Source organism: Brevibacillus sp. NRS-1366, assembly GCF_050467985.1.
In genome coordinates this window covers 180,499-204,217 of the sequence record NZ_JBITPN010000017.1, presented here as the reverse complement: position 1 = coordinate 204,217, position 23,719 = coordinate 180,499, and the positions used below count along the sequence as shown (strand labels likewise).

Here is a 23,719-nt window from a genome sequence, read left to right as displayed (position 1 = left end):
AATCTGACAAGACAAAAGTATATACGATAGAAATAGGTAATCGTTACCTCTTTTTCGTTATTTTTCTATAAAGTTAAAAAAAACAGGCAAGGAATCCCTTGCCTGCTTCTCCTTTTTTATTCAAACCAACCTCTACGCTTATTGTCCTACGAGTTGTTCCATCTCTTCGAGCAGTTCTTTGAAGACAGCAAGCGCTTCTGCGATGGGTGCTGGTGACGTCATGTCTACGCCCGCGCCTTTCAACAAATTCAACGGATAGTCGGAGCTGCCTCCTTTGAGAAATTGGAGATAGCGATCCACAGCAGGCTGTCCTTCCTCCAAAATTTGTTTGGAAAGCGAAGTTGCCGCGGAGAAACCTGTTGCGTATTTGTAGACGTAGAAATTGCGGTAGAAATGGGGAATACGCGCCCACTCCAAGTCAACCTCATTGTCCACGATCATATCTGGACCGTGATAAGCTACGTTCAATTCACGATAGATTTCGCCAAGTGAGTCAGCAGTAAGCGGCTCCTCTTTCTCTTCCTTCGCGTGGACGATCTTTTCGAACTCGGCAAACATTGTTTGGCGGAATACAGTCCCGCGAAACTGCTCCAAATAGTAGTTAATTAAATACATTCGTTGCTTTTTGTCTGTCGTGGTTTCGAGCAGATGATTCATCAGCAACGCCTCATTCAGCGTAGAAGCCACTTCGGCGACGAAAATTTTGTAATCGGCATACGTGTAAGGCTGCGCATGATTGGAATGGTAGCTGTGCAGCGCATGTCCCATTTCGTGGGCGAGAGTAAACATGTTGTTCACGTTGTCCTGATAGTTCATCAACACAAACGGATGAGTTGTATATGCTCCCCACGAGTAGGCACCGCTCGTTTTTCCTTCGTTTTCATGAACGTCAATCCAGCCATTGGAAAAGCCTTCTTCCAGGATGCGTCCGTATTCCTCACCCAGCGGATGCAGTGCTTCCTTGATCGTCGTTACCGCCTGATCATAAGGGATTTTCATGTCCACTTCCGGAACGATTGGTACGTATAGATCGTACATGTGCAGTTCATCTACTCCCAGCAATTTTTTGCGCAGAGCGATGTAGCGGTGCATCAGTGGCAAATGCTCACGAACAGTGGAAATCAGATTGTCATACACAGACAAATCCACATTGTCTGCGAACAGGGCTGCATACAAGGCAGACGGATATTTGCGCGTACGAGCGTAGAATACGTCTCCTTTGATGGCAGACGTCAGAGAAGCGGCAATGGTATTACGGAATTTACCGTATGTCTCGTACAATGCCCCAAACGCCTCTTTGCGCACGCGTCGATCCTTGCTTTCCATGAACTGTGTATAGCGACCTTTTGTCAGTTCCACTTCTTCCCCATTCTCGTCTGTGATCATAGGGAACTTCATATCGGCATTGTTCAGCATGCCATAAATTTTCGATGGAGCAGAGGCAAGCTCGCTCATATTGGCTAATAAGGCTTCTTCCTCCGAAGAAAGCGTATGCGGCTTAAAGCGCATGATCTCTTCTAAGAGAATGCGATAATGAGCAAGAGCGCTGTCCTCTTTCAGCCAAGACTCCAGCTCTTCATTGGAAATGGTGAGAATCTCCGGCTGTATGTACGAAATAGCACCGTACACCTGTGTACTAAGACCTGTTGCACGGTCTGTAAGACCCTGGTACGTACTGTTAGCGTTATCCTCATCACGGCGCATCCGGGCATATACATATACCTGGTCAAGTGTTTTGAGTAGTTCATCTTGCAAGGTCAGCGCCTGCAGCAATTGCTTGCTGGACTGACCGAGTAGGCCCTTCAATGCCGCAATCTGGTCTGCTAGCTGCTTGCTTTTTTGCACGTCTTTTTCCCAATCGGCATCACTTTGGTAAATATCCTCCAGACGCCATTTGTATTCTGCGGGGACGTCACTGCGTTTAGGCAGTGTTTTGCTTTTATTCACTGTGATCACTCCCTCGTAATGTTGTCTCGAGATGGTCAAATCATCCATATGCTTATCCTACCGTATTATGCTATCCGGTTCAAATAAAGGAGAAAAAAGCTGAGCTTTCCCTTTTGGAAAAGTCAGCTTCTGCCCACACCGGTATAATGAAATCCTGCTTCCCTGACTTCCTTCATTGGCCAAGCGTTGCGACCATCAAAAAGATTCGGGAGAGCCATGGATGCATATATTTCGCTCCAATCCAGCGACACGCATTGTTTCCATTCTGTCAGCAGCAAAGCCGCGTGTGCCCCTTTGCAAGCTTCAGTAGGAGTTTGGACATACAAAACGTCGGGAAACAGCTTACTGACAGCAGGTGACGCGATCGGATCATAAGCGGTAATCAAAGAGCCTTTTTGTTGTAATGCTTTGATGATTTTGAGGGAAGGCGCTTCGCGGATGTCATCCGTATCAGGCTTGAAAGCAAGGCCAAGCAAGGCAATTTGTTTTCCATTCAAATCGCTTAATTGTCTTTGCACGTGCTCCAGAAACCACTCAGGCTGGGTCGTATTCACTTCCCGAGCTTTATCCACAATGCTCAACGATACTCCTTTTTCTTGAGCAAGCTGAAGCAAGGCAATCGTATCCTTTGGAAAACAGGAACCGCCATAGCCCACACCCGCACGTAAAAATTCAGGTCCGATTCGGTTATCCAGCCCCATCCCTTGCGCTACTGTCAAAATATCGGTTCCGATCACACTACTCAGCCTCGCCAGCTCATTCATAAAGGAAATACGTGTTGCCAAAAAGGCATTTGAAGCGTATTTGATCAGTTCCGCGTTGGGTCTTGTCGTCTTGACCCGAGGCGCTTTTATTCCTTTGTATAAACCCTCCATTACGGCAAAAGGCTCTTGATCATTTGCACCAATAACGATTCGAGGCGGTTCCAATGCATCTAAAAGAGCATTGCCCTCTCGTAAAAACTCTGGGTTGGAAACCACGTGAAGCGCGCTGCACTCATGCAAAAGATTGGCTACCCAATCTCCAGTTCCGACCGGTACTGTGCTTTTGATGACAATGGTACGGTTATGAGGAAATTTTTTATGCATCGCCTGTATTTCGGTTACAGACGCGTGCAAATACGACAAATCAGCGGTACCATCTGCTGATTCCGGTGTTCCCACACAAACAAAGAGAACTTCGGCCTCCCTGGCATCCATCAAGTTCGTCGTAAATGTCAATACCCCTTTTTGCAGGACGTGAGCCAGTGCCTCCTCCAGTCCCGGTTCGTAGATGGGAGACAGCCCTTGCCTTAGCTTTATTATTTTTGCCTCGACAAGATCAATCCCCATTACCTCATGTCCGTTCATGGCAAGGGAGACAGCCGTTGTCAAACCCACATAACCGGTACCGATAACGGCAACTTTCATTCCTTCACCTCATCATTTTTTCATCACTCGCAAATACAACTCTTCCAATTTGGCTCGTTGCTTATTGATATCGTGATTTTTTTCTACTTTTTCTCTTGCACGTAAAGTAATCTCTTCCCACTCATCCTGTTCAGACAATACGTGGTTAATCATGCGTGCTAATTTTGTAGGTGAACGCTCCGGTACTAAGTACCCCGTCTGCTTGTCTTCAACCAATTCCGGAATACCTGAATGAAACGTCGAAATTACCGGGCGACCAGAAGCCATCGCTTCCATCAACACATTAGGGATGCCTTCCTGATCCCCATTTCGTGCAGTCTTGCAGGCGATGACAAACAAGTGGCATTTCGAAAGCTCTTGCTGAACCTCAAGGTGCGGCAGCGCTCCCTTGAGAACTACCTTTTTACCCAATTTATATTTTTTTATGAGTCGCCGTAGCCGTTTTTTTTGATCCCCATCCCCGACAATGATGAGTTTGGCCCCCGGATGCGTCTTATGAACGTGTGAAAAAGCCTTAATCAACGTATCCATGCCCTTTTTTTCAGTCAATCTGCCAACGGAAAGCAAACGGTATTCTCCGTTCGTTACCGGCCTCGCTGGTAGCATCGGAAATTTTCGCAAATCAATCCCTGACCGTATCAACGTTATTTTTTTTGAGGAGCACCCTAATCGGATAAGGCGTTTTTTCATATGATTGCTTACAACTGTAAATGCTTTCCCTTTTCGGAATAGCCGCTTCAGTAAGCGTCGATACCCAGGATTTCCCCTGACTCGTTTCGTCGCATCAAAGCCATGAAATGACGTTATCAATGGAAGCTTGGCAGACCTCGCGTGAGGCAGCATTTCCAATCCGGCGGGACCGAAACGAGCATGTACGCATTTTATTTTCTTGCGCTTCATCCATGTGGAGAGGCCGGTCATACGCTTGCGCACATAGACCGGCGAGTAAGGAAATTGTTTACGGTTAAATGGTCGTTGTCTCGTCAGGACTACTGGTTTGACCTGACGATGCCCTAACAATTGCTCGTAAATAAACGTTTCGCTTCTAGGGAGAAACTTTCTCCGATAAACGAGGACCCGATGCATGGAGCTGCCCTCCTGTATTCGTAAATTATCCCTTCGCTTGCGAACGCATGTCGGCTAATTGCTCACGCAGCCCATCTTCAAGAGAAACTTTGGGATGATATCCCAATCGATTTTGTGCCAAGCGGATATCCGCACATGTGCGCTTCGAGTCACCTACCGGCCCAAGCTGGAATCCGATTTTGGGAGTAATGTTCAGCAAAGATCCCATGATGGACAGTACATCTATCAGTTTGATTTCTCGATCTCCACCGACATTGAATATTTCACCTGGTGCCGCATGTTTGGCCGCTAACAGATTTGCCTCCACTGCATCAGTGACATAGGTGAAGTCCCTTGATTGCTGCCCGTCTCCAAACACAGGGACAGACTCTCCTTTCATCATTTGACGGAAAAAGCGATGAAAAGCCATATCTGGACGCTGCCTTGGGCCATATACCGTGAAATAGCGCAGCATTGTTATTGGGAGGCCAAATGCTTTTACATAGACCAAACATATTTGCTCCATCGCTTCCTTGGTCATGCCATATGGTGAAACAGGACGTAGCGGAGCGTTTTCGTCGGTCAATGTCCCCTGCATCGTACCGTACACGGAAGAGGATGAGGAGACGACAACTACAGGGGGTTTGGGCATTTGCAGACACGCTTCCAACAAAAATTGTGTCGCTAAAATATTATGGCTGACATAATCAGCGAAGGCTTTGCCCCAGCTATTACGAACACCTGGAAGGGCGGCCAAATGGTAGACGACATCCACCCCATCCAACCAATCCTTCCAACGCTGTGTTTGTAGCATAGTTGAATGAAAGGTAAAAGCGGGGCGATTTCCGATCTCTGCTAAATTCCGAAGTTTCGCAGCGACATCGTAATTGTCCACAAATCCATCAATTCCGATGACCGTTACCCCGTCATTCAACAAGCGCTGAGTCAAATGAGACCCAATAAAACCGGCACAACCGGTAACGAGCGCTTTCGTCATCGACGTCGCCGCCTCACTTTCTTCAACCGTTTAATCACCAGATAACCATTTCTGTACCCGTAAACAGCTTTATACTTTTTCCCCCAACGCTTTAAATAATACTCGAAGGTTTTTCTGCGAAGGTGGTTCCGTCTACGCTTCATTTTGCTGTCGGTCAACTGGCCTCGGTGTTTTGTTCTGTGGTACAGTTTGCGATTGATATACCTCACTCTGTATTTTTCAATCAACCGCAAAATCATGCGTCGGTCCTCCATAATTCTGCCTTCGTATTTATCGGAGGTATCCCAGCCTCCCACTTCTTGCAAGGCAGCTACCCGGTAGCAGCGAGGAGCGACCATCCAGCGGTTGTATTTTAAAAATTGATATTTGTTTCGAAAATGCTTGTGCTTTACGAGAAACGGTCTGTAGTATCTCCCCCGTCTCACTCTCCAAATCTTAATGTTCCCATAGAACAGAGCCGTGCTGATTTTGCTTTTCTTGATGTATTTCTTAAAAACAGCCAATGTCTTTTTGGGTAACCAATCATCGGAATCCAGCTGTACCATATACGGCGTATCCACCATCGACAATGCTTGGTTCATCACTTTGGAAATCCCGGAATTTTTCTCCATTCGGTAATAAATGACGTTTGGGTGATAGAGGTATTTTTCCACTTTTCGCCTCGTCTTGTCCGTAGAAGCATCATCCATAATCAGTAGCTTCCAATCCTTCGTGGTTTGCTTTAGAACACTACGGATTGCTTTGCGGATGAACGAAGCACGGTTATACGTCGGAATGACAACAGTAAAGGTCGGAATCATGGATCCTCCCTCTTCACAGCCGGAATGCGAATCGATGATTTGTCACTCAAAATGAACACACCACTGCTGTCTGTAGTGTGACCCTCTAAATGAGAGGAACGTCCGAACACACTTCCTGCCACTTTCCATGAAACGTCTTGTAAGGAGCTGTTTTCGAGAAGAATACTATTCTCAATATGGGTACAATTTTTTAGGTGAACCCCATCTTGTATGGAAACATAGGGGCCTATTCGGCAGTTCTCAATTTTACATCCTTTTCCTATTAACACCGGACCGACGATCTCACAATTGAGTACACTGGTCTCATCGCCAACCTGGTGGGCCGCGCCCAAATCACGTGTCAGCACCCACCGGTTAGCCTCCAGCCAACGGTCTATGGTTCCCACATCCGAATACTTGCCACTGGTTACGGCATGAGCAATATGAAAACCGCGATCAATCAGTGACTGAATCGCATCCGTGATCTCATATTCACCACGGTGGGATGGCTGGAGTGTAGCAATCGACTCAAAAATGGGTTTGGTAAACAGGTAGGCGCCAATTACCGCCAGATTACTCTTCGGATGGCGGGGTTTTTCCTCTACTGAGACCATACGCCCTTCCTGTACTTCGGCGATCCCATAATCCTGTGGTCTCTCCACTTCACTTAGCATCACAACACCGTCGGAATTTTCTTTGGAGAACGCACGCTTCAGCCCGTGCAGCGAATCCATCAACAAGTTATCACCAAGTAACAAGATAAACGGTTCGTCTTGCAAGAACGGTTGCGCTAAATGGACGGCATGGGCGATTCCCAATGGCTGCTCCTGCTCAATAAACGTAATGGTAGCCCCGAATTGACTACCATCGCCTACCAACGGAGGAATTTGCACTTGGGAAGGGTGAATGACGATCCCGATGTCATGGACACCCACTTCACGCAGTTTGCGGATGCAATAGTGTAAAACCGGATGATTGGCCACAGGGAGGAGGGTTTTCGGTTGCGAATAGGAGAAGGGGTGCAGTCGCGTACCACGTCCAGCACACAAGATTAACCCTTTCACAAGTATCACTCCCCAGTTGTGCTCTGCGATACTTATAACGTATGCGTCTCTTGGTTTCTGGACAGGGCAGACGTCCACATCGAGAAAAGAAAAGGCAGCCACCTATAGGCCAAAAACCCCCATTATCCGATTTTTCGTAGAGATTGTTTCCCCTGATCACGTTTTGCGACTACACTTTCAAATACGTTGAGATACCCTTGGGCAGTCGCGTACCAGGAAAATTGTCTAGCTCTCATCAGTGCCTGTTTTCCCATTTCAGTGCGAATATGTGGTTGATTCCACAATAGATCCCATACCACAGGAAGTTCCTTTTTCCACTCTTTTGGCGAAATTAAAAAACCGCTTCCCAGGTGTGTCACGACCTCCTTGATCCCGCCTCGTGGTGTAGAAATGACTGGCTTACCTGAGGCCATCGCCTCCAAATTTACCCGACAAAACGCTTCTTTCCATACAGAGGGGGTCGCCACGACATCCCCTATCTGATAATAGAGCGGCATTTGCGCACTCGGGACAAAGTTGACGAATTTTACTTTGTCGCCTAGCGGTTTGGCCAGTTTCCTCAGCTCGCGCACATACGGATTTTGACGATTGCTCCCATAACCTGTACCGCCTACAATGACCAGGCGAGCCAAAGGATCCTGCTCACTTACTTGTTGAAAAGCCTTCAACAGTACATGAACACCTTTTGCACGAATGAGTCTCCCTGCATAGAAGAGAACACGATCTTCCGATTTCAATCCGATTTGCTTGCGCAGCTTTTTAATTGTATAGTTCAGCTTTGCCACCTGATAAGGAGACACGTCAACACCGAGATGGACGGCATGTATTTTGTGAGCAGGAATTCTGCTTGTTTTCATAAAATGTTGTCGCAAAAACTCACTGTTCGTGAAAAAACCCGAGGCCAACCTTACTACCTTTTTCATCTTCTCCTTGCTAATAATTGCCTGAGAACCATATACATGCGAATGCATATTAACGAAAACAGGGATTTTCGGGAAGTGACGCTTGAGTGCCAATACATATATCGGCCTGTTTTCTACCAGAATGACATCGGGCTGGCGCTTTCGGATATGTTTAATGATCCGTTGTAAATACGGCGTAGGACCGTTATAGGGATAGCGGATAAACTCACGGTTATCCTCAATCGATGATTTTGGATAGGTAGCACATTTGCGGGTGTAGATCGTCACCTGGTGCTCGGGGTCAATCATCTTTGTCACTTCGTCAATATCGTGCTCCACCGAGCTCCCATTGACTGGTGGTACAGAGAACGGCCCCGGACTAATTATGGCGATGTTCATTCCGCTCGATCTCCCACTCTTTTTTCAGGGAAAGGACTACCTGATACAGGTACTGCATTTCTTTTTTTTGATTTCCCTCCAGTTCCTTCCAGCGGTTTTCCCAGGCAGCGATAGTTTCTTTTAGGGCTGCGACTTCCTGCTCCAGTTTCTGCAGCTCTTCGCTTGTGGCTACATCCGTCTCCCGCATAATAATTTCAAATGTTGGCTCTAGAACCAGCTCTGGCTTTTGTTTTGAGCCATCTTCTACTTCCCCTTTAGCCTCTTGCCCTTTTTCTCCGATTGGTTCCTCTGTTTTCTCTACCGGCTTTACAATCGAAATGCGTTCTACCGCTTCATCCACAACATAATTGCCTGAAAAGACACCTGGTGTTACCCAGTGAGGCAAATCCCATTTTTTTCTTTTTTCCACAAGACATTCCCCTCCTGCATCTTAAATCTACGTAATATGGTATGACAAACGCGGAAAATAGGTACGTGTACGGCTAGATAAGAAAACCGCTATTGAGGTGGAGCGTGGCGCTTATAAACTCCTATACATAGAAAAAACCGCCTTGATTGATTCCAATCAAAGCGGTTGCCGATAATCCTTGGCACTAGATTGTCTGCGGAAGTTCAGACTGTACAAGCGGGCTTGCTCCACACTGGTGATCTGCTGTTTTTGCCACTCAAGCAAAATCCGATCTATGTAACGGATGTGCAGCTTGCCTACGGTAGCAGCCTCACGAAGAGCAGTCAAAATCAACTCTTCCTGGTAGCCGTCCTGCTCTGTCCACATGTGAATACTCTCTAGCTCAAAAGGTGACAGTGGACGACCAAAGGCCTGTTCAAAACGTAAATAGATGGCAACGGGCTCTGCATCCAGGGCAGCGGCACTCTCCAAATACGGATCCATCAGCGGCTCTACGGCGCGGGTATCGGTTTGTTGTTCTCTCCACGTCTGGTAGACCTTTCGATAAAGTGGCGTCAGATTGTACTGTTCATGCCGCATCCCTGTCTGTGGATCAATGAATTCATCGATGCTTAGCCAGTCTTCTTTTAACAGCTTTTGCAGCGATTGAATCAGTCTCATACTGGACATGGACATGCGCTCCTCCAGCTCTGTCAGGGTAGGAAAACGATTCCCTTCCTGTTGAAAGGAGAGAAGCTGGATGAGCAGCATCATCTCGTCATCAGCCAAAGACATTCGTTTATACATTTTTAGTAGGAGATTAGAGACGGATGTTGCACCTTCTTGCAATAATCGTAAAATATGGGAATCCATAACGCATGTTCACCTCTGGGTTGGAATGGCAAGGAAGTGCGAAAAACACGCTGTTCACACCAATAGGAACACCCTGCTGCCCTCTCGCAACAGGGTGTATCGGATAGAAAAAGTCAAGCTACGACAAAACTACGGATAGAGACGATTCAACATACGCGGGAACGGAATTGTTTCACGAACGTGATCCAATCCGCAAATCCAGGCAATCGTACGCTCCAGGCCCAAACCAAAGCCGGAATGTGGAACCGTTCCGTATTTACGAAGATCCAGGTACCAGCGATAAGCATCTTCCGAGAGCTCATGCTCGGCAAAACGCTTTTCCAAAAGCTCCGGATCGTCAATCCGCTGGCTGCCCCCGATGATCTCGCCATACCCTTCAGGTGCGATCATATCTGCACATAATACCACTTCCGGACGCTCTGGATGTGGCTTCATGTAGAAAGCTTTGATTTCGGTCGGATAATGCGTGATGAAAACGGGCTTGTCATAATGCTCAGCGATCATCGTTTCATCAGGCGCACCGAAGTCATCGCCCCACTTGATTTCACTGCCTTTCTCCTGAAGCAGCTTGATTGCATCATCATAGGAGATACGCGGGAATGTACCTGTTACGTTTTGCAGTTTGGTTGTATCGCGCTCCAATGTTGTCAGTTCACGTGCACAGTTTTTCAATACAGACTGAACAACGTGAGAGACGAAAGCTTCCTGAATGCGCAGGTTTTCTTCGTGATCAACGAAAGCCATCTCCGGCTCGATCATCCAGAACTCGATCAAGTGGCGACGCGTTTTGGATTTCTCAGCACGGAAGGTTGGTCCAAAAGAGTACACCCGACCTAGCGCCATCGCTGCTGCTTCCATGTAAAGCTGACCTGATTGGGACAGGTACGCATCTTCATCAAAATATTTCGTGTGGAACAAGTTCGTCGTTCCTTCAGCCGAGGTTGGCGTCAAAATAGGTGGATCCACTTTAAAAAATCCGTTCTCATGGAAAAATTCGTACATGGCACGAATCACTTCGGAGCGTACGGCCATAACTGCACGTTGACGAGGAGACCGCAGCCACAGATGACGATGGTCCATCAGAAAATCTACTCCGTGCTCTTTCAAAGAAATCGGGTACTCCTGGGCAATTTGAATAATCTCGACACCAGTTACAGTCAGTTCAAATCCGCTTGGAGCACGGTCATCGGCACGAACCACACCGCTTATGTATAAAGAGCTTTCTTGTGTCAATTGAGACGCTTTCTCCCAGACTTCTTCTGCTACCTCTGCTTTTACTACTACTCCTTGAATGAAGCCGGAACCATCGCGGAGCTGCAGAAATTGGATCTTTCCACTACTGCGCTTGTTGTATAACCAGCATCCCATTCGTACTTCTTGTCCAACATGCTGCCCAACCTGGGCAATCGTCGTCAACATCGGATATTCCCTCCATTTACCATGCCACACAAATACAGACTATGTATACAGAGCAATTATACTATTGGGGTGTGGCAAATTCAATGGAAGTCTCTGATGAATTAGTTTACCATAATATTTTTATGGTTCCGTTTGAAAAGAAAATAAAGGGAGCATTTCACATTTTGTGGAATCCCCCCTTATTCACGATCCGTCTTTTGATTCGTCTATTTCTTCCCTGTTATCAAACATTTATGGCTGACGGAAATCCTCTGGATCTAGCGCCTCATCATCCTGATCCGAACCTGACTCATCCAGATCCAAGGTATCGCCCTCCGCTCCATCATCCCAGTCTTCCTCTAGTGTATCCTCCTCCCATTCTTCATTAATGAGAGCGTCCAATAACTCTCCTTCCACATCGGATCCTTTTTCCCCAACTGCAATCCATTGAAGTACCCCGGTTCTTTCCTGATCGTCCTCGGAACAAGATACCGTGATGACAGCAGAAGTTCGCTTTGTATATTTGAGCGACGCGTAAAAACCTGCTTGGTTCGTCATGGCTACAATGCAATAATGGCTGTCGGCATACGGCAGGGGCAATCGGACTGTGACATCTACCGACTTTGAATTGGCAGGCATCCGAAATGGTACAAATCCGAATTGCTGCAGTGTTGCTCCCAAATGGCTCTGCGTTTCTATCGGTTGAAAGGATAGCTTTTGTGGGGTGATGGAACGATCAGCTATATGACTTTCAGCGATGGCTCCAGGCGCTACCTTGGCTGCTGTCACTGCACCAGTCCCCAATTTATCCTCCGTAATGGCACCGGGGATAATATGGTGGGCTTCCACAGTATTATCGGCCAGATGCTCGGCGGTAATCGTACCTTCCCTTATATGAACACCAGTCAGTGTTCTCTTGACCACATGTTCGCCTCGTACGGATTGCATATCCAGCTTGGAAGCATCCACACTTTGATCAGCGAGCTTATCCCGCGTAACGCTTCCTTCTTGCAACTTCTCCTTGGAGATGGATTTAGGATGGAGATGTTCATTCTGTACGGACTGGCTGGCCAGATGAATAGAAGTGACAACTTTGTCTGCTATCTTGTCACCTGTTACCGCACCTTTTCCCAAATGCCTTGTTTTCACTGCTTCTGTTGCCATTTTTGGTGCTGTGATAGCGGAATCCGCCAATTTATTTGTCGTGACACTCAGCTCTGTAATTTTGTCCGTAGATACTGATTCAGGTGCCAGCTTGGAGGTGGTTACGACATGGTCTTGGAGATGCTGGGTTTGTACGGCATATTCGAGGAGATGACTGCTGTTGATCAGACGCTCTGTCAGATGCTGATCCTCAATGGTGCGTTTGGCTATTTTTTCAGCCCGAATGGCACCATTTGCTATATGCTTCGTTCCTACACTCTCTTCAACCAGTTGATGCTCGCCCACACTCCGATTCGACAGCTTATCAATCGTGACAGCCTTGTCTGCTATTTTGTCCGTCGTTACCTGTTGGTTGCCGATTTTCTTGGTCGTTATCGCCCCGTCCTGAAAGTGCGTAGACAATATACTCGATGCCTGGAGGTGAACACTGCCAATTGATTCTTTTGCTACTTTTTCCGAGGTGACACTGGAGTGGTCCAGATGCTCAGTCAATATCGCATAAGGGCTTATTTTATCGCTGGTGACAGCTTCTGGGTGCAGATGCTGGCTATAGATGGTCTGAAAGGCGATATGCTGGTCCGTCACGCTGCCAGGGCTCAGATTGTTGCTGTCAATTGATTGTTCAGCCAAATGATGATGGAAAATCGCACCTTCGCGAATATGCCGGGATTCAATCGCGTCTTCATCAATCTTTGGCGCCGTAACAGCCCCATCGCGCAGCTTGTCGTTGGTGACTGCTCCGTCCTCTAATTTGACGGAGTTAATCAAATAATTAGCCAGATTCCGAGTTTGGATGCTTCCCATCTTAATTTTATCTGATGTAATAGATTGATCCTGTATCAACTCACTGGTGATGGCTTGTTCCTGAATGTGTTTGCTCTGGATTGCTCCTTCCGCGAATTTCATGGAATCAATCATTTTATCCGCAAGTTTTTCCGAAGTAATGCTGTTATTCACCAATTTTTGGCCGGAGATGGAATGATCCTGCACCATGTCGCTCGTGATGATATTTCTGCCTAAATGCTCACCCTGAATGGCGTGAGGAGCAAGCTTATTAGAGGTCACGCTCCGATCAGCAAGCTTACTGCTGTCTACTGCATAATCCTTTAAAAGGACACCATCAATCGTTCCCGGTTTTATCTTGGACGAGTCAATAGCGCGATTTGCGATCTTCTCCGTGGTCACCGATTGGTCAGTCAAATCATCCGTATAAACAAATGATTGAACACGTTCATCATTACGTTCTTTGATCACTTTGGAATACGTCGTCTGATTGGAAGATATACTTTGTTTGGGTATTTTTGGGTGTGGCGGATATTGCTGAGCGGTTTTACCCGCAAGAGAGCTGGATTGCTGGGTACCACTTTGATCAATATCCAGTAGCTCTGTTTCCAAATCATGCATCCATTCCCTATCAGTCGTTGATTGCATCAGCGGAATTTCTGTCGTGGTTTGCCTGATGGTTTTCCCTAAATTTTTGTTCAATTTACGTCGGTTCACATTCGCCATAGAGTCTCCTTGCCTCCTGATGTCTTCACCTTATCATTCTGTAGGATATTCATCTGTTTAGGCGTTTGGCACCGAGACTGGAAAAATGTTTAGAAAACACCGCTCACAGCCATTTCTCGTAAAGCAAAAAAAACTGCATGCCAACGCTTCCACATTGGCTTGCAGTTTCGTGAGTAGTGCGGTTAAACAGCTGCCTCTTCTTTTTTTACGTGGGACAAAAGTGCACGGAACTCATCACCTTGCAGCACTTCCGCCTCCATCAACGTGTGCAGACCTGTCTGAAAAACGGAATCGAACTGGCCCAAAAGAGTGCGCGTCTTTTCCAGCAGATTTCCTAAGAGACGCTCTACCTCATCGTGGATGCGGGTTTTGTCCACATATTGCAGATGGACAATCCCCAAGCGAGACATACCGCTTTGCACGATCTCCTGTGCCATTCCCAACGCTTGCTCAAAATCGTTCTTGGAGCCGGTGCTGCGACCCCCGTAGTAAATTTCTTCGGCTACAGCCCCGCCTAAACAAACCATAATCTGCTTCTCCATTGCTTCCTTCGTGTAAAGGTAGCGATCTTCCAATGGATTTTGGCGGACGTATCCTAGCGCTTTTCCACGAGGACTCAGTGTCACCTGGGAGACAGAGCCAGGACGTACCATTTCACTTGCAATGGCATGGCCCAATTCATGCAATGCTACCCGTTTCTTCTCTTCCTCAGATGCTTCGCGGTCTACTTTTTCACCAAGCATGACTTTGTCTACCGCATAAGCAAAATGCTTCGCTTCAATCTTTTCACACGTATCGCGCATTGCGTAAATCGCAGCTTCATTGGCTACGCTCTCCAGCTGCGCACCAGAGAAACCGAATGTTTCTTGTGCCACTTTTTCCAGAACGACATCAGAGCCAAGGGGCTTATTGGCAGTATGAATCGTCAAGATTTGCTCGCGTGCAGGCTTGTCAGGCAAGTCAACAATAATATGGCGATCAAAACGACCCGGACGTAAAAGCGCTGCATCCAGCATATCTTTGCGGTTAGTAGCTGCCATGACAAGAACGCGGGGTTTGTCACTGGTTGCTACTCCGTCCATTTCCGTCAACAGTTGATTCAAGGTCTGATCGTACTCTCGTTGCTGCTGACCATCCCGCTTACCACCAATAACGTCAATCTCATCGATGAAAATAATCGCACTGTCCTGATTGTTTTTCTCAGCCATCGTTTTGGCTTCTTTAAACAACTCGCGAACTCGTTGCGCCCCAACCCCTACGTACATCTCAACAAATTGGGAACCAGACGCGGCTACGAATGCGGAGTTGGTATAGTTGGCTGCCGCCTTTGCCATCAAGGTTTTTCCCGTACCCGGAGGCCCGGTCAACAGAACCCCTTTTAACGGACGGATTCCGTATTGCGCGATTTTTTCTTTGTAGACAAGAAAATCCAGCGCTTCTTTTAATTCCTTCTTTGCGCGTTCCTGACCTCCGATATCAGCGAACTGCACATTTGACTTTGGAATCTCATGTTTGTTTTGTTTTCGTTTCCCACCAAGCGTGACGTTTCCACCCCGACCACCTTGCTGCCGTATCACCATAAAGTAAATCGCTCCAAGCACGACGGCAAACAGCAGAAAAGGAGTAATATTTACTCCTAAAAATAGCAAGAAAATCAGGACTCCGGGAACGACGCCGATCAGTAGTTCCTTACCCACGAGCCGTCACCTCTTTTTCCGTCGAACGGGGCACGATTGTGTAAAAGTCCTCCGTTCCTTTTTTCAAATAGACATAAATGTTTTCATCATCCATTAAGGCTGATGCTGCATCCAACTTATTGCTTGCTTTCCACTCGGCAACCATTTGGGGAATCCGACTGTACTGATGGAGATCGATTGCTTCAGTAAAGACGAACTGCCCGTTTTTCCAGATGTCACTCATCGCTTGTGATTGATTGTTCACGCCAATCACCACTTCTTTATCACCCGCGAACTTCGAAGTCTTTTCGACCAGGTCTCGATATTCCTGTGGAAACGTTTCTGGTTTCGTTACCTTTAAATCTATCTGAATTTTATCTTTGGATATATTCAAATGATCCAACGTGGCTGACTGTAGCTGTCCTACCTCTGTACGGATCGGCTCTTCAATTTCCATCTTTTGGTACAAGAACCAACCGCCGAACAGGAGAGCCAGTGTCGCCAGCAAAGACAAGCCTATTGTACTTTTTTTCAACTGCACAGCTACTCCCCCCCACCTAAGATTTCTCGTTCTTGTTTTCTCTTTTCAACAAAACTTAGTATATCACATGAGTATATCAATTTATTATACAGTTATTGGGTAGGATGCCAAACAGACCTTTCCCCAGAAGGAAAAGGTCTGTTCTTTTCGTAGCTGTTTACGTTGGATTTAATACGTAAGAAGTGAGCAAAGCCCCACTGAACAAATCGTAATGAAGGTAGTGATATCGTCCATCCTTGTCCTTCAGGGTTACTTCCCAAAAACGCTGCTCTTTATCCAGTCCTGGAACGATATGTCTCACTTCTGCCTCCGGAAAGCTTTTCAAAACAGCCGCTTCTACATTTTTTCTAGGAACAGCTCTCTCCATGCTGTCAAACGCTGCCGATTTTTCGGTCAACCATGCAACTACAGAGGTACCTGCTTGGTTTTTGCCTAGAACGACTGCATAGCTCTCTTTGCCCCGGTACTCGTCAATGGATTCAATCTGCGTAATCGTTGTTCGATCGTGGACCCATTGCTGTACAATGTGATCAAAAGCTTGTCTTTCTCCGACTACGGAGGATGTCAAATGGTAAGCGAATCCCGCTCCCGTAAGCAGGACGACAGCGACGACTCCTACAATTATTCTTACAAACACTGGCTAATAACTCCTTTATTCACTTGACCTTACAACCGGAACCGGAGCTGATCTTGCTTGACTCCAGCAGCCGTCTGCATTCGCAGCTGAAGCTCTAGCTGACGAATTTGCTTGGATTCACTATCATACCAGAGCTGATAGTCCACGCCAATCCCTTTTGCCACGTCTAGCGGCATATCATGAATCGGAAAAGAAGGACCAAGCCACATGGACAGTAGCGCAGTTACCTCTTCTGCAGGCACAGCCAAACGGTACCCATACAGGCCTTGAGCACCAGGGTCCTGAATGCTCTGGGGCTTAACAGACTGGAGCACTTTTTTTATCAGTGCCGCGTGCTCATATGGAGTGTAGAGGGCGTAGGGGAGTGATGCTTCATTCTGAATCTGTCCATCAATGCGAATAGCTACCGGCTGCTCTAGATTTCGTGACATCTCCAGATTGTGTCCACCCACTTCTCCTTTCAGCTCAAAGCGCTCGTGCTGATATCGCCCATTCAGTGCACTTTCCTGTAGATAGACAATAAACGAACGTTCCTTATCCTCTGTCAGTTGATCCAGCAGTTCTGACAGAGCCACCCGGTGATGCTCTCCATCCTTTTGCTGGTCCATGAAAGCTGTCTCTGACATCCCGTACTTGTTTCCTGCTGACCCCAAGGCAATCCCAAGCAAAAAAAGTCCGAGAAAGGTCGGGATGAGCCACCACAGCAGTTTGGGCCGGATATACACCTTCCGTCCCCCCTGTCCCATTTTTGCTTTAGCCTATGCTATACGGGAAGGTTTTAGAACGACACGGAAAAGTTGCTAATCATAGCATGGGGATGGTCGGTCATACTACCTATACACCCCGAGGAGGTGAGCGCGTGAAATGGTCGCAACAAACCACCTCTCCTGACATACTAGGGTTTCTGTTACAGGAATACCGCGTCTCCTGGGCAGGATTGTCTTCACCACTGCGTCACTTGTCGCACACACCCACACTGCATTTTCGCCATCATTCCCTGACGGAATTGTGGCGAAAATGAGCGCAAGAACGAGTATTACCCAATTTCCCCTACCTACACCTTCATTTCTTTACTCCTGTCCCACACCTGACAGGAGCCTTTTTACCGTTTCAGTGATTGGAAAACGCGATTTGCCTCATAAATAGCCCGCTCTTCATCAATCGTCAGCAACTTATGATTACGCATCAGGAATTTTCCGGCAACGATTGTATCTTTCACGTCACGACCATTAGCTGCGTACACCACATGGGAAACAGGTTCATGTGCTGGGTGGAAATGCGCTTGATGGCTGTCGAGCACGATCAGGTCTGCTTGTTTGCCAACCTCGATGCTGCCCAATGTGTCAGCCTGGAACACCCCATCCGCTCCATAACGAGTAGCCATGCGCAGTGCTTCTTCTGCAGGTACAGCTACTGGATCGTTATTGACCCCTTTATGCAGGATGGCTGCCAATTTCAATTCCTCAAACAAATTGAGGTTGTTGTTACTTGCGGAGCTGTCCGTCCCAAGCGAAACACTTACGCCTTTTGCCAGCATCTTTGGAACTGGGGCCACTCCGCTTGCCAGCTTCAAGTTGCTGACCACGTTATGGGAAACCTTCACGTTATATTTTGCCAAGATGTCAATCTCTTCATCCGTTAAATGCACAGCATGCGCAACCAGAGTCGGGCGTGAAAACATTCCCAGCTTCTCCAGATGGGCAACCGGGCGCAAGCCGTAATCTTTTTCGTTTTGTCCTACTTCCCACGCCGTTTCCGACATATGGATGTGAAGAGGCAAGGACAACTCGTCTGCCTTTTCGATGATCTGTGTAATAAATTCTGGAGAGCATGTGTAAGGCGCATGTGGAGCCATCATTACAGTAATGCGGCCATCTGCTTGGTTATGCCATTCATTCGCAAACAAGGTGGCATCATGCAGCTTAGCCTGGCGCTCTTCCTCTGAGCACAGCCCGATCATTCCACGGCACAGGCGTGCACGCATGCCGGAGGCTTCAACCGCTTTTGCCACTTCATCCATGTGGTCGTACATATCGACAAACGTAGTCGTACCCGTACGAATCATCTCAATCAGGGAAAGATGTGTGCCCCATTTTACGGAGTTGCCTGTAAATTGAGCTTCCAGCGGCCACATTTTATCTTCCAGCCACTGCTGCAAAGGAAGATCATCCGCATACCCGCGAAGCAGCGACATGCCTGCGTGTCCGTGTGTATTGATCAGTCCTGGAAGAATGAAGTCACCTTTTTGATCGATGACTTCATCGTATCCCGCATCAGACAGGTCTTCTGGCGTAGGCCCTACATACGTAATCTTGTTGCCTTCGAAAGCGACGGCGCCATCGTGGATGACCTCGTTGCTGTCATTTACAGTGATAACCGTTGCATGAATGAGGATTGTCTTTTTCATGGGTACACTCCGTTCTCTACGTTAGGTAATAGGCCAAGCTTTGCAAATTGGAAGTCACATCTGCATAATGAATCCGCACATCCTTAGGTGCTCGAATCGTAGTCGGAGCAAAATTCAAGATGCCTTTGATTCCCGCTTGAGTCAATAGATCACATACGGATTGCGCAGCTGGCGCTGGAACAGTTATGATTGCCAGCTTGATTTGTTTCACAGTAATTGTCTCTGCCAGCTCATCCAATGGTTGGATGGATAGTCCCGCTACCTCATTGCCTACCTTGTTTGGATTGCTGTCAAAGATAGCCGCAATCCGCATGTTATCTTTCAAATAAGCGTTATAGTTGCTGATGGCGTGACCAAGATTCCCCGCCCCAACCAAAGCAACCCGAATTTCATCTGTCAATTTTAATATTTGGCGAATTTTCTCCACCAAATAGTTCACATCATAGCCAATACCTTTTTTCCCGAAATCGCCAAATGCAGCCAAGTCTTTTCGGATTTGGGCGGGATTTACATCAAGATTCCTGCCCATTTGCTGGGAGGAAACAGTTGTCACCTCAACTTGCTGTAAATAACTGAGGTAACGAAGATAAATCGGCAGGCGGCGGACGACCGCTTCCGAAATCTTTTCGTGTTTGGCCACGTTCGGTCTTCCCCCCTTATTTCTTTTGCTTCAAAACACGATAATCTTTTCCATTTGATAATATCGTGATTGACCCATCCCGACTTGTCATGTAGGTTTCCGCCCACGACTCGCCCAAGCGCTCGAGCACTTCCGTTTGGCCGTCTTTCATCTTATCGCGGGGTTTCCCTGTCTGGATAATCGCTACCTGCGGATCAACAGCCGTGAGAAATGGCTGAGAAGATCCTTGGTTGCTGCCTTCATCTCCGACTTTCAGTACCTCAGCCTTAAGCTGGTCTGCATGTCGTCCGAGCAGTCGCTCTTCTGCTTTTTCGTTTACTCCACTGGTAAACAAAAACCGCAAATCGCCGTGTTGCAAGCGAAAAACGAGTGAATTGTTCTGGGGTGATAAAAACAAAGGCTCATCTGGAAGCAAGACGTGCATGGAAACCTCTTCATCCAATGCAAGCACTTGATTCGTTTCAACAGCTAATTGTTTCTGGGCATTGCGAAGCTTTGTCTCTCGACGAATCGTCTCTTGCGTTAATTTGGGCAAAATCACGGTATCCACCAAAATCTGCTCGGTCAAAAAAGAGAATCCCCCTACATGTTCAGGCAAATCGTTCGTCAGTACCAGATAATCCAAGCGCGTCAGCTTTTGCTCGGCTAAGCGCTCGGACAAAACCGACCAGTCTTCAGCGGTGCCCGTGTCTATCAACATGGTTTTTCCGTGCGGCAATCGGACCAGCGTGCTTTCCCCATGAGGCAATGCCCAATAAGAGATCACGAGCCCGGAAAAGTCCTGTTCGGTTTCACTTTCGTAAGGATCCTCCACTTTTACCGCTTCCTGCATATGGCTGTCAATCGAACAGCTGGAGAGCAGAATCACACAAAAAACCAGCAGCAACCAGCGCCACGCTTTTTTCCATAACATTTATTTTATCACCTAAATCTCTGCTAGACTATTGCTTTCATTTTATGAATCTGGCAGGGATTGCATACTAAGGAATGGTTCAATACGCTCTCGAAGGGTCGGCCATGGGCCACTTTCGATCTGATACGGCGGGAGTGATTGCAAAAATGCTCGACCATATCTTGACTCAACGACGCGCGTGTCAAAAACGACGACTACGCCGCGATCCAAGTGATGACGAATCAGCCTACCAACTCCTTGTTTGAACAAAATCACCGCTTGCGGCAGCGCCATGGACATAAAGGGATTTTTCCCCTCTGCCTTCAAAAGGTCTGCCCGCCCTTGATACACCGGATGGTTCGGTGGTGTAAATGGCAAGCGCACGATCACAAGACTGCTGAGTGAATCTCCGGGGATGTCCACACCTTCCCAAAAACTGCTCGTTCCAAGCAGCACACTTCTCTCCATGCTCTGGAACAAGCGAACCAGCTTGCTCCGGTTGTTGCTATCAATCCCATGCCCAAACAATGTGTAGGAATCAGGAGCATCGGCTAATTTCTCTTTCAGGGCATGATAAACCATCCGTAGCATAGAGTGTGATGTGAACAGGATGAGCGTCCTTCCCTTCGTCGCCAGTACTACATCCAAGCACCCTTGAATAATCGCTTCGAGATAGGCATGGTCATTTTCTTTCGCGGGAGCAGGGAAGTCTGCTGGAATAAGCAGCAAGCCCTGTTCATCGTACGCAAAAGAAGATGGGAGGGACAATGTGCGCACTCGTTCCTCTGGCAACTGATCCAGACCGAATCGACTCTTAATATACGAAAAGCTGTTTTTCACCGTCAAAGTCGCGGATGTTAGAATCATACTGCGCTTTTGAGCAAATAATGGTTGTGCGAGAGAATCTGCTACCTTTAAAAGCGCCGCAGACAGATGTACCTGTTTCCGTGCTGCGCGCGACTCCACCTCCATCCAGTAGACGTACTGCGGATCTTGTTCCACCAAAAAGAAATGAACGAGCTCTGTTACTTTCTGCCATTCATTCACAAGCCCTTGCAGATCGGTCCGGAGGCTGCGCACGGCAAAAGGAGGCTTCTCATCAGATGGTACCGTCACTATGAGACGATCCAAACAAGCTGCAAAAGAGGTCATGGTATCAATGAGCTTTTTTGTGTTCTTCCGGATCTTTTCATGCTTGCCTGAAAAAGACTCTACGCGATAACGGACCGTTTCTCGTCCGGCATCCGTTGTTTCTTCTGCTCGATCTGAAGCCCACGTATACAGGAGCTGTGTCCATTGCTGGGCCTTGTCACGAAGGGCAGGTAAAAGCTTTTGCAGCTCATCCACCTGTTCTGTCACGGCCTCGTGCACGGATGGCAACCAGCTTTGCAATTCTTCTGCATATCGCGGTACCACGCCACCCTCTTCGACAGAAGCCCGGTCCAACAGAAAGAGAAGCTGTGTCGTCGTAAATTGCTTGCCTAGATGTTGGGTTGCGGCGTCTTCTAGATGATGTGCCTCATCAATGATAGCCACTTCATACGGAGGCAGAATCCGATTCTCGGCTTGCAGGTCACTGATCAGTAGGGCATGGTTGACGATGAGTACGTCCGCATCTTTTGCTCGCTCTTTGGCCTGGAAATAATAGCAGCGGCTAAACCAAGGACATGCTCTATTCAAACAAGAGCCCGTATCACTTTTTACCTGCTGCCAAAATAACTGGCCGGTAGGCGGCATGCTTAACTCCTCAACATCGCCCGTACTGGTTTGGGTCAGCCAGGTCAGCATTTGGCCTTTTACCAGGCGCATCTCCTGACTGCTCCCCTCAACCGGCTCCTCTAGTGTCTGCTCCAACTTGCGAAGACACAGATAGTTCCCTCTTCCTTTTAGCGTAGAAGCGGTAAAAGAGAACGGCAGAGATTGTTGTAGCGTAGCAATTTCCTTGTGCAACAGCTGCTCCTGCAGTTGGATCGTATTTGTACTGATCACCAATTGCTCTCGGTTCTCCCTCGACCAAATAATCCCTGGCAATAGATAAGCCAACGATTTCCCAGTACCTGTACCCGCTTCTACCAGGAGATGGGAGCCTTCCTGCATAGCCTCAAATACAGCATGCATCATTGCTTCCTGTGCATCCCGGCGCTGATACCCAGAAATATTTGCCTGCATGCTTCCCTGTTCACCCATTACGTCCTCCAACCTGTCCACAAAAGCTTTATCGACCGTTGCCTCGTACACAGGTCGCTGAAAGGAAGGTATGAGCTTGTCTTCACGCTTTTTGAGTGCTAACTGCCGATAGATGTCCCACAACCCCGAAGGTTCGCCAGTATCTGCTGACTCATCGCCTAGCTCAGGAAGTGCTGTGAGCTTTTCCATTTCCATCTGCCGCAAAAGAACATCAATGTCCGAGCGGAAGGAAGAAACCAGCATCTGCAGTCTCTGAATCGTAACCAACGGCAATTGCTGCAAAATATCCAGCAGGTGCAAATATAGCTGAGCTGTCGCCAGTGCATCGCTATCCGCTTGATGAGGGTTATCATGTTCAATTTCCAGCTCAGAAGCCAATTCTCCCAGCCGATAGCTGTTTTGCATCGGCAATAGAACACGCGAGAGCTCCACCGTGTCGAGTACATAGCCATCAAATGCATAATAGCCCTGGCTCAGCAGGGCTTCTTGCAAAAATTGGAGATCAAAGCTGGCATTATGCGCAACAAAAGTTCGTCCATCTAACATGCGCAAGAAACGGGGAAACACTTCTTCCAGAGAAGGAGCGTCGGCCACCATTTCGTTCGTAATCCCTGTTAATTGCGTAATAAATGATGAGATTTCCTGTCCGGGGTTGATCAAGGTAGAGAAGCTATCTGTTATCTGCCCATCATCAATCGCTACGGCTCCGATCTGAATGATACTGTCTCCCTGACGCGGATGGCTCCCTGTTGTCTCGAAGTCTACTACAAGTAATCGTTTCAAACGTATGTCACCTCGTAACCTGGGCGGATACTGTTATCCGCACCCTTTCACATTCGGCAATG

Annotated in this window: 20 protein-coding genes; 1 reads left to right on the top strand and 19 read right to left on the bottom strand. The window is 47.6% G+C overall.

All coding sequences use genetic code 11. The features are described from left to right. Positions 1-138: 138 nt before the first annotated feature. The 15 genes from pepF to ACIFQN_RS10015 form a co-directional block, all read right to left on the bottom strand. Positions 139-1,995, bottom strand: a complete 1,857-nt coding sequence (gene pepF, locus ACIFQN_RS10085; RefSeq protein WP_429832892.1) for an oligoendopeptidase F — start codon at positions 1,993-1,995, stop codon at positions 139-141. 74 nt (positions 1,996-2,069) lie between these two features. Then, complete coding sequence (locus ACIFQN_RS10080; RefSeq protein WP_429832891.1) at positions 2,070-3,356, bottom strand: UDP-glucose dehydrogenase family protein; 1,287 nt, start codon at positions 3,354-3,356, stop codon at positions 2,070-2,072. A 12-nt stretch (positions 3,357-3,368) separates the two neighbouring features. Further along, positions 3,369-4,442: a glycosyltransferase gene (locus ACIFQN_RS10075; protein ID WP_429832890.1), complete on the bottom strand. Its 1,074-nt coding sequence runs from the start codon at positions 4,440-4,442 to the stop codon at positions 3,369-3,371. 25 nt (positions 4,443-4,467) lie between these two features. Next, positions 4,468-5,418, bottom strand: a complete 951-nt coding sequence (locus ACIFQN_RS10070) for an NAD-dependent epimerase/dehydratase family protein (RefSeq protein ID WP_429832889.1) — start codon at positions 5,416-5,418, stop codon at positions 4,468-4,470. After that, a complete protein-coding gene (locus ACIFQN_RS10065; protein WP_429832888.1) occupies positions 5,415-6,218 on the bottom strand; it encodes a glycosyltransferase family 2 protein in 804 nt (267 codons plus the stop codon). Before ACIFQN_RS10065 ends, ACIFQN_RS10070 begins: the two co-directional genes overlap by 4 nt. Continuing rightward, positions 6,215-7,261, bottom strand: a complete 1,047-nt coding sequence (locus ACIFQN_RS10060) for a glucose-1-phosphate thymidylyltransferase (protein WP_429832887.1) — start codon at positions 7,259-7,261, stop codon at positions 6,215-6,217. Before ACIFQN_RS10060 ends, ACIFQN_RS10065 begins: the two co-directional genes overlap by 4 nt. Before the next feature lie 122 nt (positions 7,262-7,383). Next, positions 7,384-8,562 carry a glycosyltransferase family 4 protein gene (locus ACIFQN_RS10055; RefSeq protein ID WP_429832886.1) on the bottom strand — a complete coding sequence of 393 codons (1,179 nt, stop codon included), beginning with the start codon at positions 8,560-8,562 and terminating at the stop codon, positions 7,384-7,386. Further along, positions 8,543-8,971 carry a hypothetical protein gene (locus ACIFQN_RS10050; protein ID WP_429832885.1) on the bottom strand — a complete coding sequence of 143 codons (429 nt, stop codon included), beginning with the start codon at positions 8,969-8,971 and terminating at the stop codon, positions 8,543-8,545. Before ACIFQN_RS10050 ends, ACIFQN_RS10055 begins: the two co-directional genes overlap by 20 nt. 156 nt (positions 8,972-9,127) lie before the next feature. Next, positions 9,128-9,823 carry a DnaD domain-containing protein gene (locus ACIFQN_RS10045; RefSeq protein ID WP_429832884.1) on the bottom strand — a complete coding sequence of 232 codons (696 nt, stop codon included), beginning with the start codon at positions 9,821-9,823 and terminating at the stop codon, positions 9,128-9,130. 129 nt (positions 9,824-9,952) lie between these two features. Next, a complete protein-coding gene (gene asnS, locus ACIFQN_RS10040; RefSeq protein ID WP_429832883.1) occupies positions 9,953-11,242 on the bottom strand; it encodes an asparagine--tRNA ligase in 1,290 nt (429 codons plus the stop codon). 231 nt (positions 11,243-11,473) lie between these two features. Further along, positions 11,474-13,894 carry a WIAG-tail domain gene (locus ACIFQN_RS10035; RefSeq protein WP_429832882.1) on the bottom strand — a complete coding sequence of 807 codons (2,421 nt, stop codon included), beginning with the start codon at positions 13,892-13,894 and terminating at the stop codon, positions 11,474-11,476. A gap of 182 nt (positions 13,895-14,076) precedes the next feature. Beyond that, on the bottom strand, positions 14,077-15,591 hold the full coding sequence (locus tag ACIFQN_RS10030) for an AAA family ATPase (protein ID WP_429832881.1): 1,515 nt from the start codon (positions 15,589-15,591) through the stop codon (positions 14,077-14,079). Beyond that, complete coding sequence (locus tag ACIFQN_RS10025) at positions 15,584-16,111, bottom strand: hypothetical protein (protein WP_429832880.1); 528 nt, start codon at positions 16,109-16,111, stop codon at positions 15,584-15,586. Before ACIFQN_RS10025 ends, ACIFQN_RS10030 begins: the two co-directional genes overlap by 8 nt. A 157-nt stretch (positions 16,112-16,268) precedes the next feature. Next, positions 16,269-16,748, bottom strand: a complete 480-nt coding sequence (locus tag ACIFQN_RS10020) for a DUF5590 domain-containing protein (RefSeq protein WP_429832879.1) — start codon at positions 16,746-16,748, stop codon at positions 16,269-16,271. 29 nt (positions 16,749-16,777) lie between these two features. Next, the gene (locus ACIFQN_RS10015) at positions 16,778-17,473 is read right to left on the bottom strand and encodes a hypothetical protein (protein WP_429832878.1); all 696 of its coding nucleotides are present in this window, start codon (positions 17,471-17,473) and stop codon (positions 16,778-16,780) included. Positions 17,474-17,607: 134 nt separating this feature from the next. Here ACIFQN_RS10015 and ACIFQN_RS10010 point away from each other — a divergent pair, with 134 nt between their 5' ends. Next, positions 17,608-17,769 carry a hypothetical protein gene (locus ACIFQN_RS10010; protein ID WP_429832877.1) on the top strand — a complete coding sequence of 54 codons (162 nt, stop codon included), beginning with the start codon at positions 17,608-17,610 and terminating at the stop codon, positions 17,767-17,769. Between the two features lie 81 nt (positions 17,770-17,850). Here the strand turns inward: ACIFQN_RS10010 and ACIFQN_RS10005 are convergent, their stop codons facing one another. The 4 genes from ACIFQN_RS10005 to dinG are packed head-to-tail and all read right to left on the bottom strand — an operon-like array spanning position 17,851 to position 23,657. Further along, a complete protein-coding gene (locus ACIFQN_RS10005; RefSeq protein WP_429832876.1) occupies positions 17,851-19,155 on the bottom strand; it encodes an amidohydrolase in 1,305 nt (434 codons plus the stop codon). A 16-nt stretch (positions 19,156-19,171) separates the two neighbouring features. Further along, a complete protein-coding gene (locus tag ACIFQN_RS10000; protein ID WP_429832875.1) occupies positions 19,172-19,795 on the bottom strand; it encodes a redox-sensing transcriptional repressor Rex in 624 nt (207 codons plus the stop codon). A gap of 16 nt (positions 19,796-19,811) precedes the next feature. Then, entirely contained in the window at positions 19,812-20,708 is an 897-nt protein-coding gene (locus ACIFQN_RS09995; RefSeq protein ID WP_429832874.1) for a ComEC/Rec2 family competence protein, read from the bottom strand. 42 nt (positions 20,709-20,750) lie between these two features. Beyond that, the gene (gene dinG / locus ACIFQN_RS09990; protein ID WP_429832873.1) at positions 20,751-23,657 is read right to left on the bottom strand and encodes an ATP-dependent DNA helicase DinG; all 2,907 of its coding nucleotides are present in this window, start codon (positions 23,655-23,657) and stop codon (positions 20,751-20,753) included. Between the last annotated feature and the right edge of the window lie 62 nt (positions 23,658-23,719).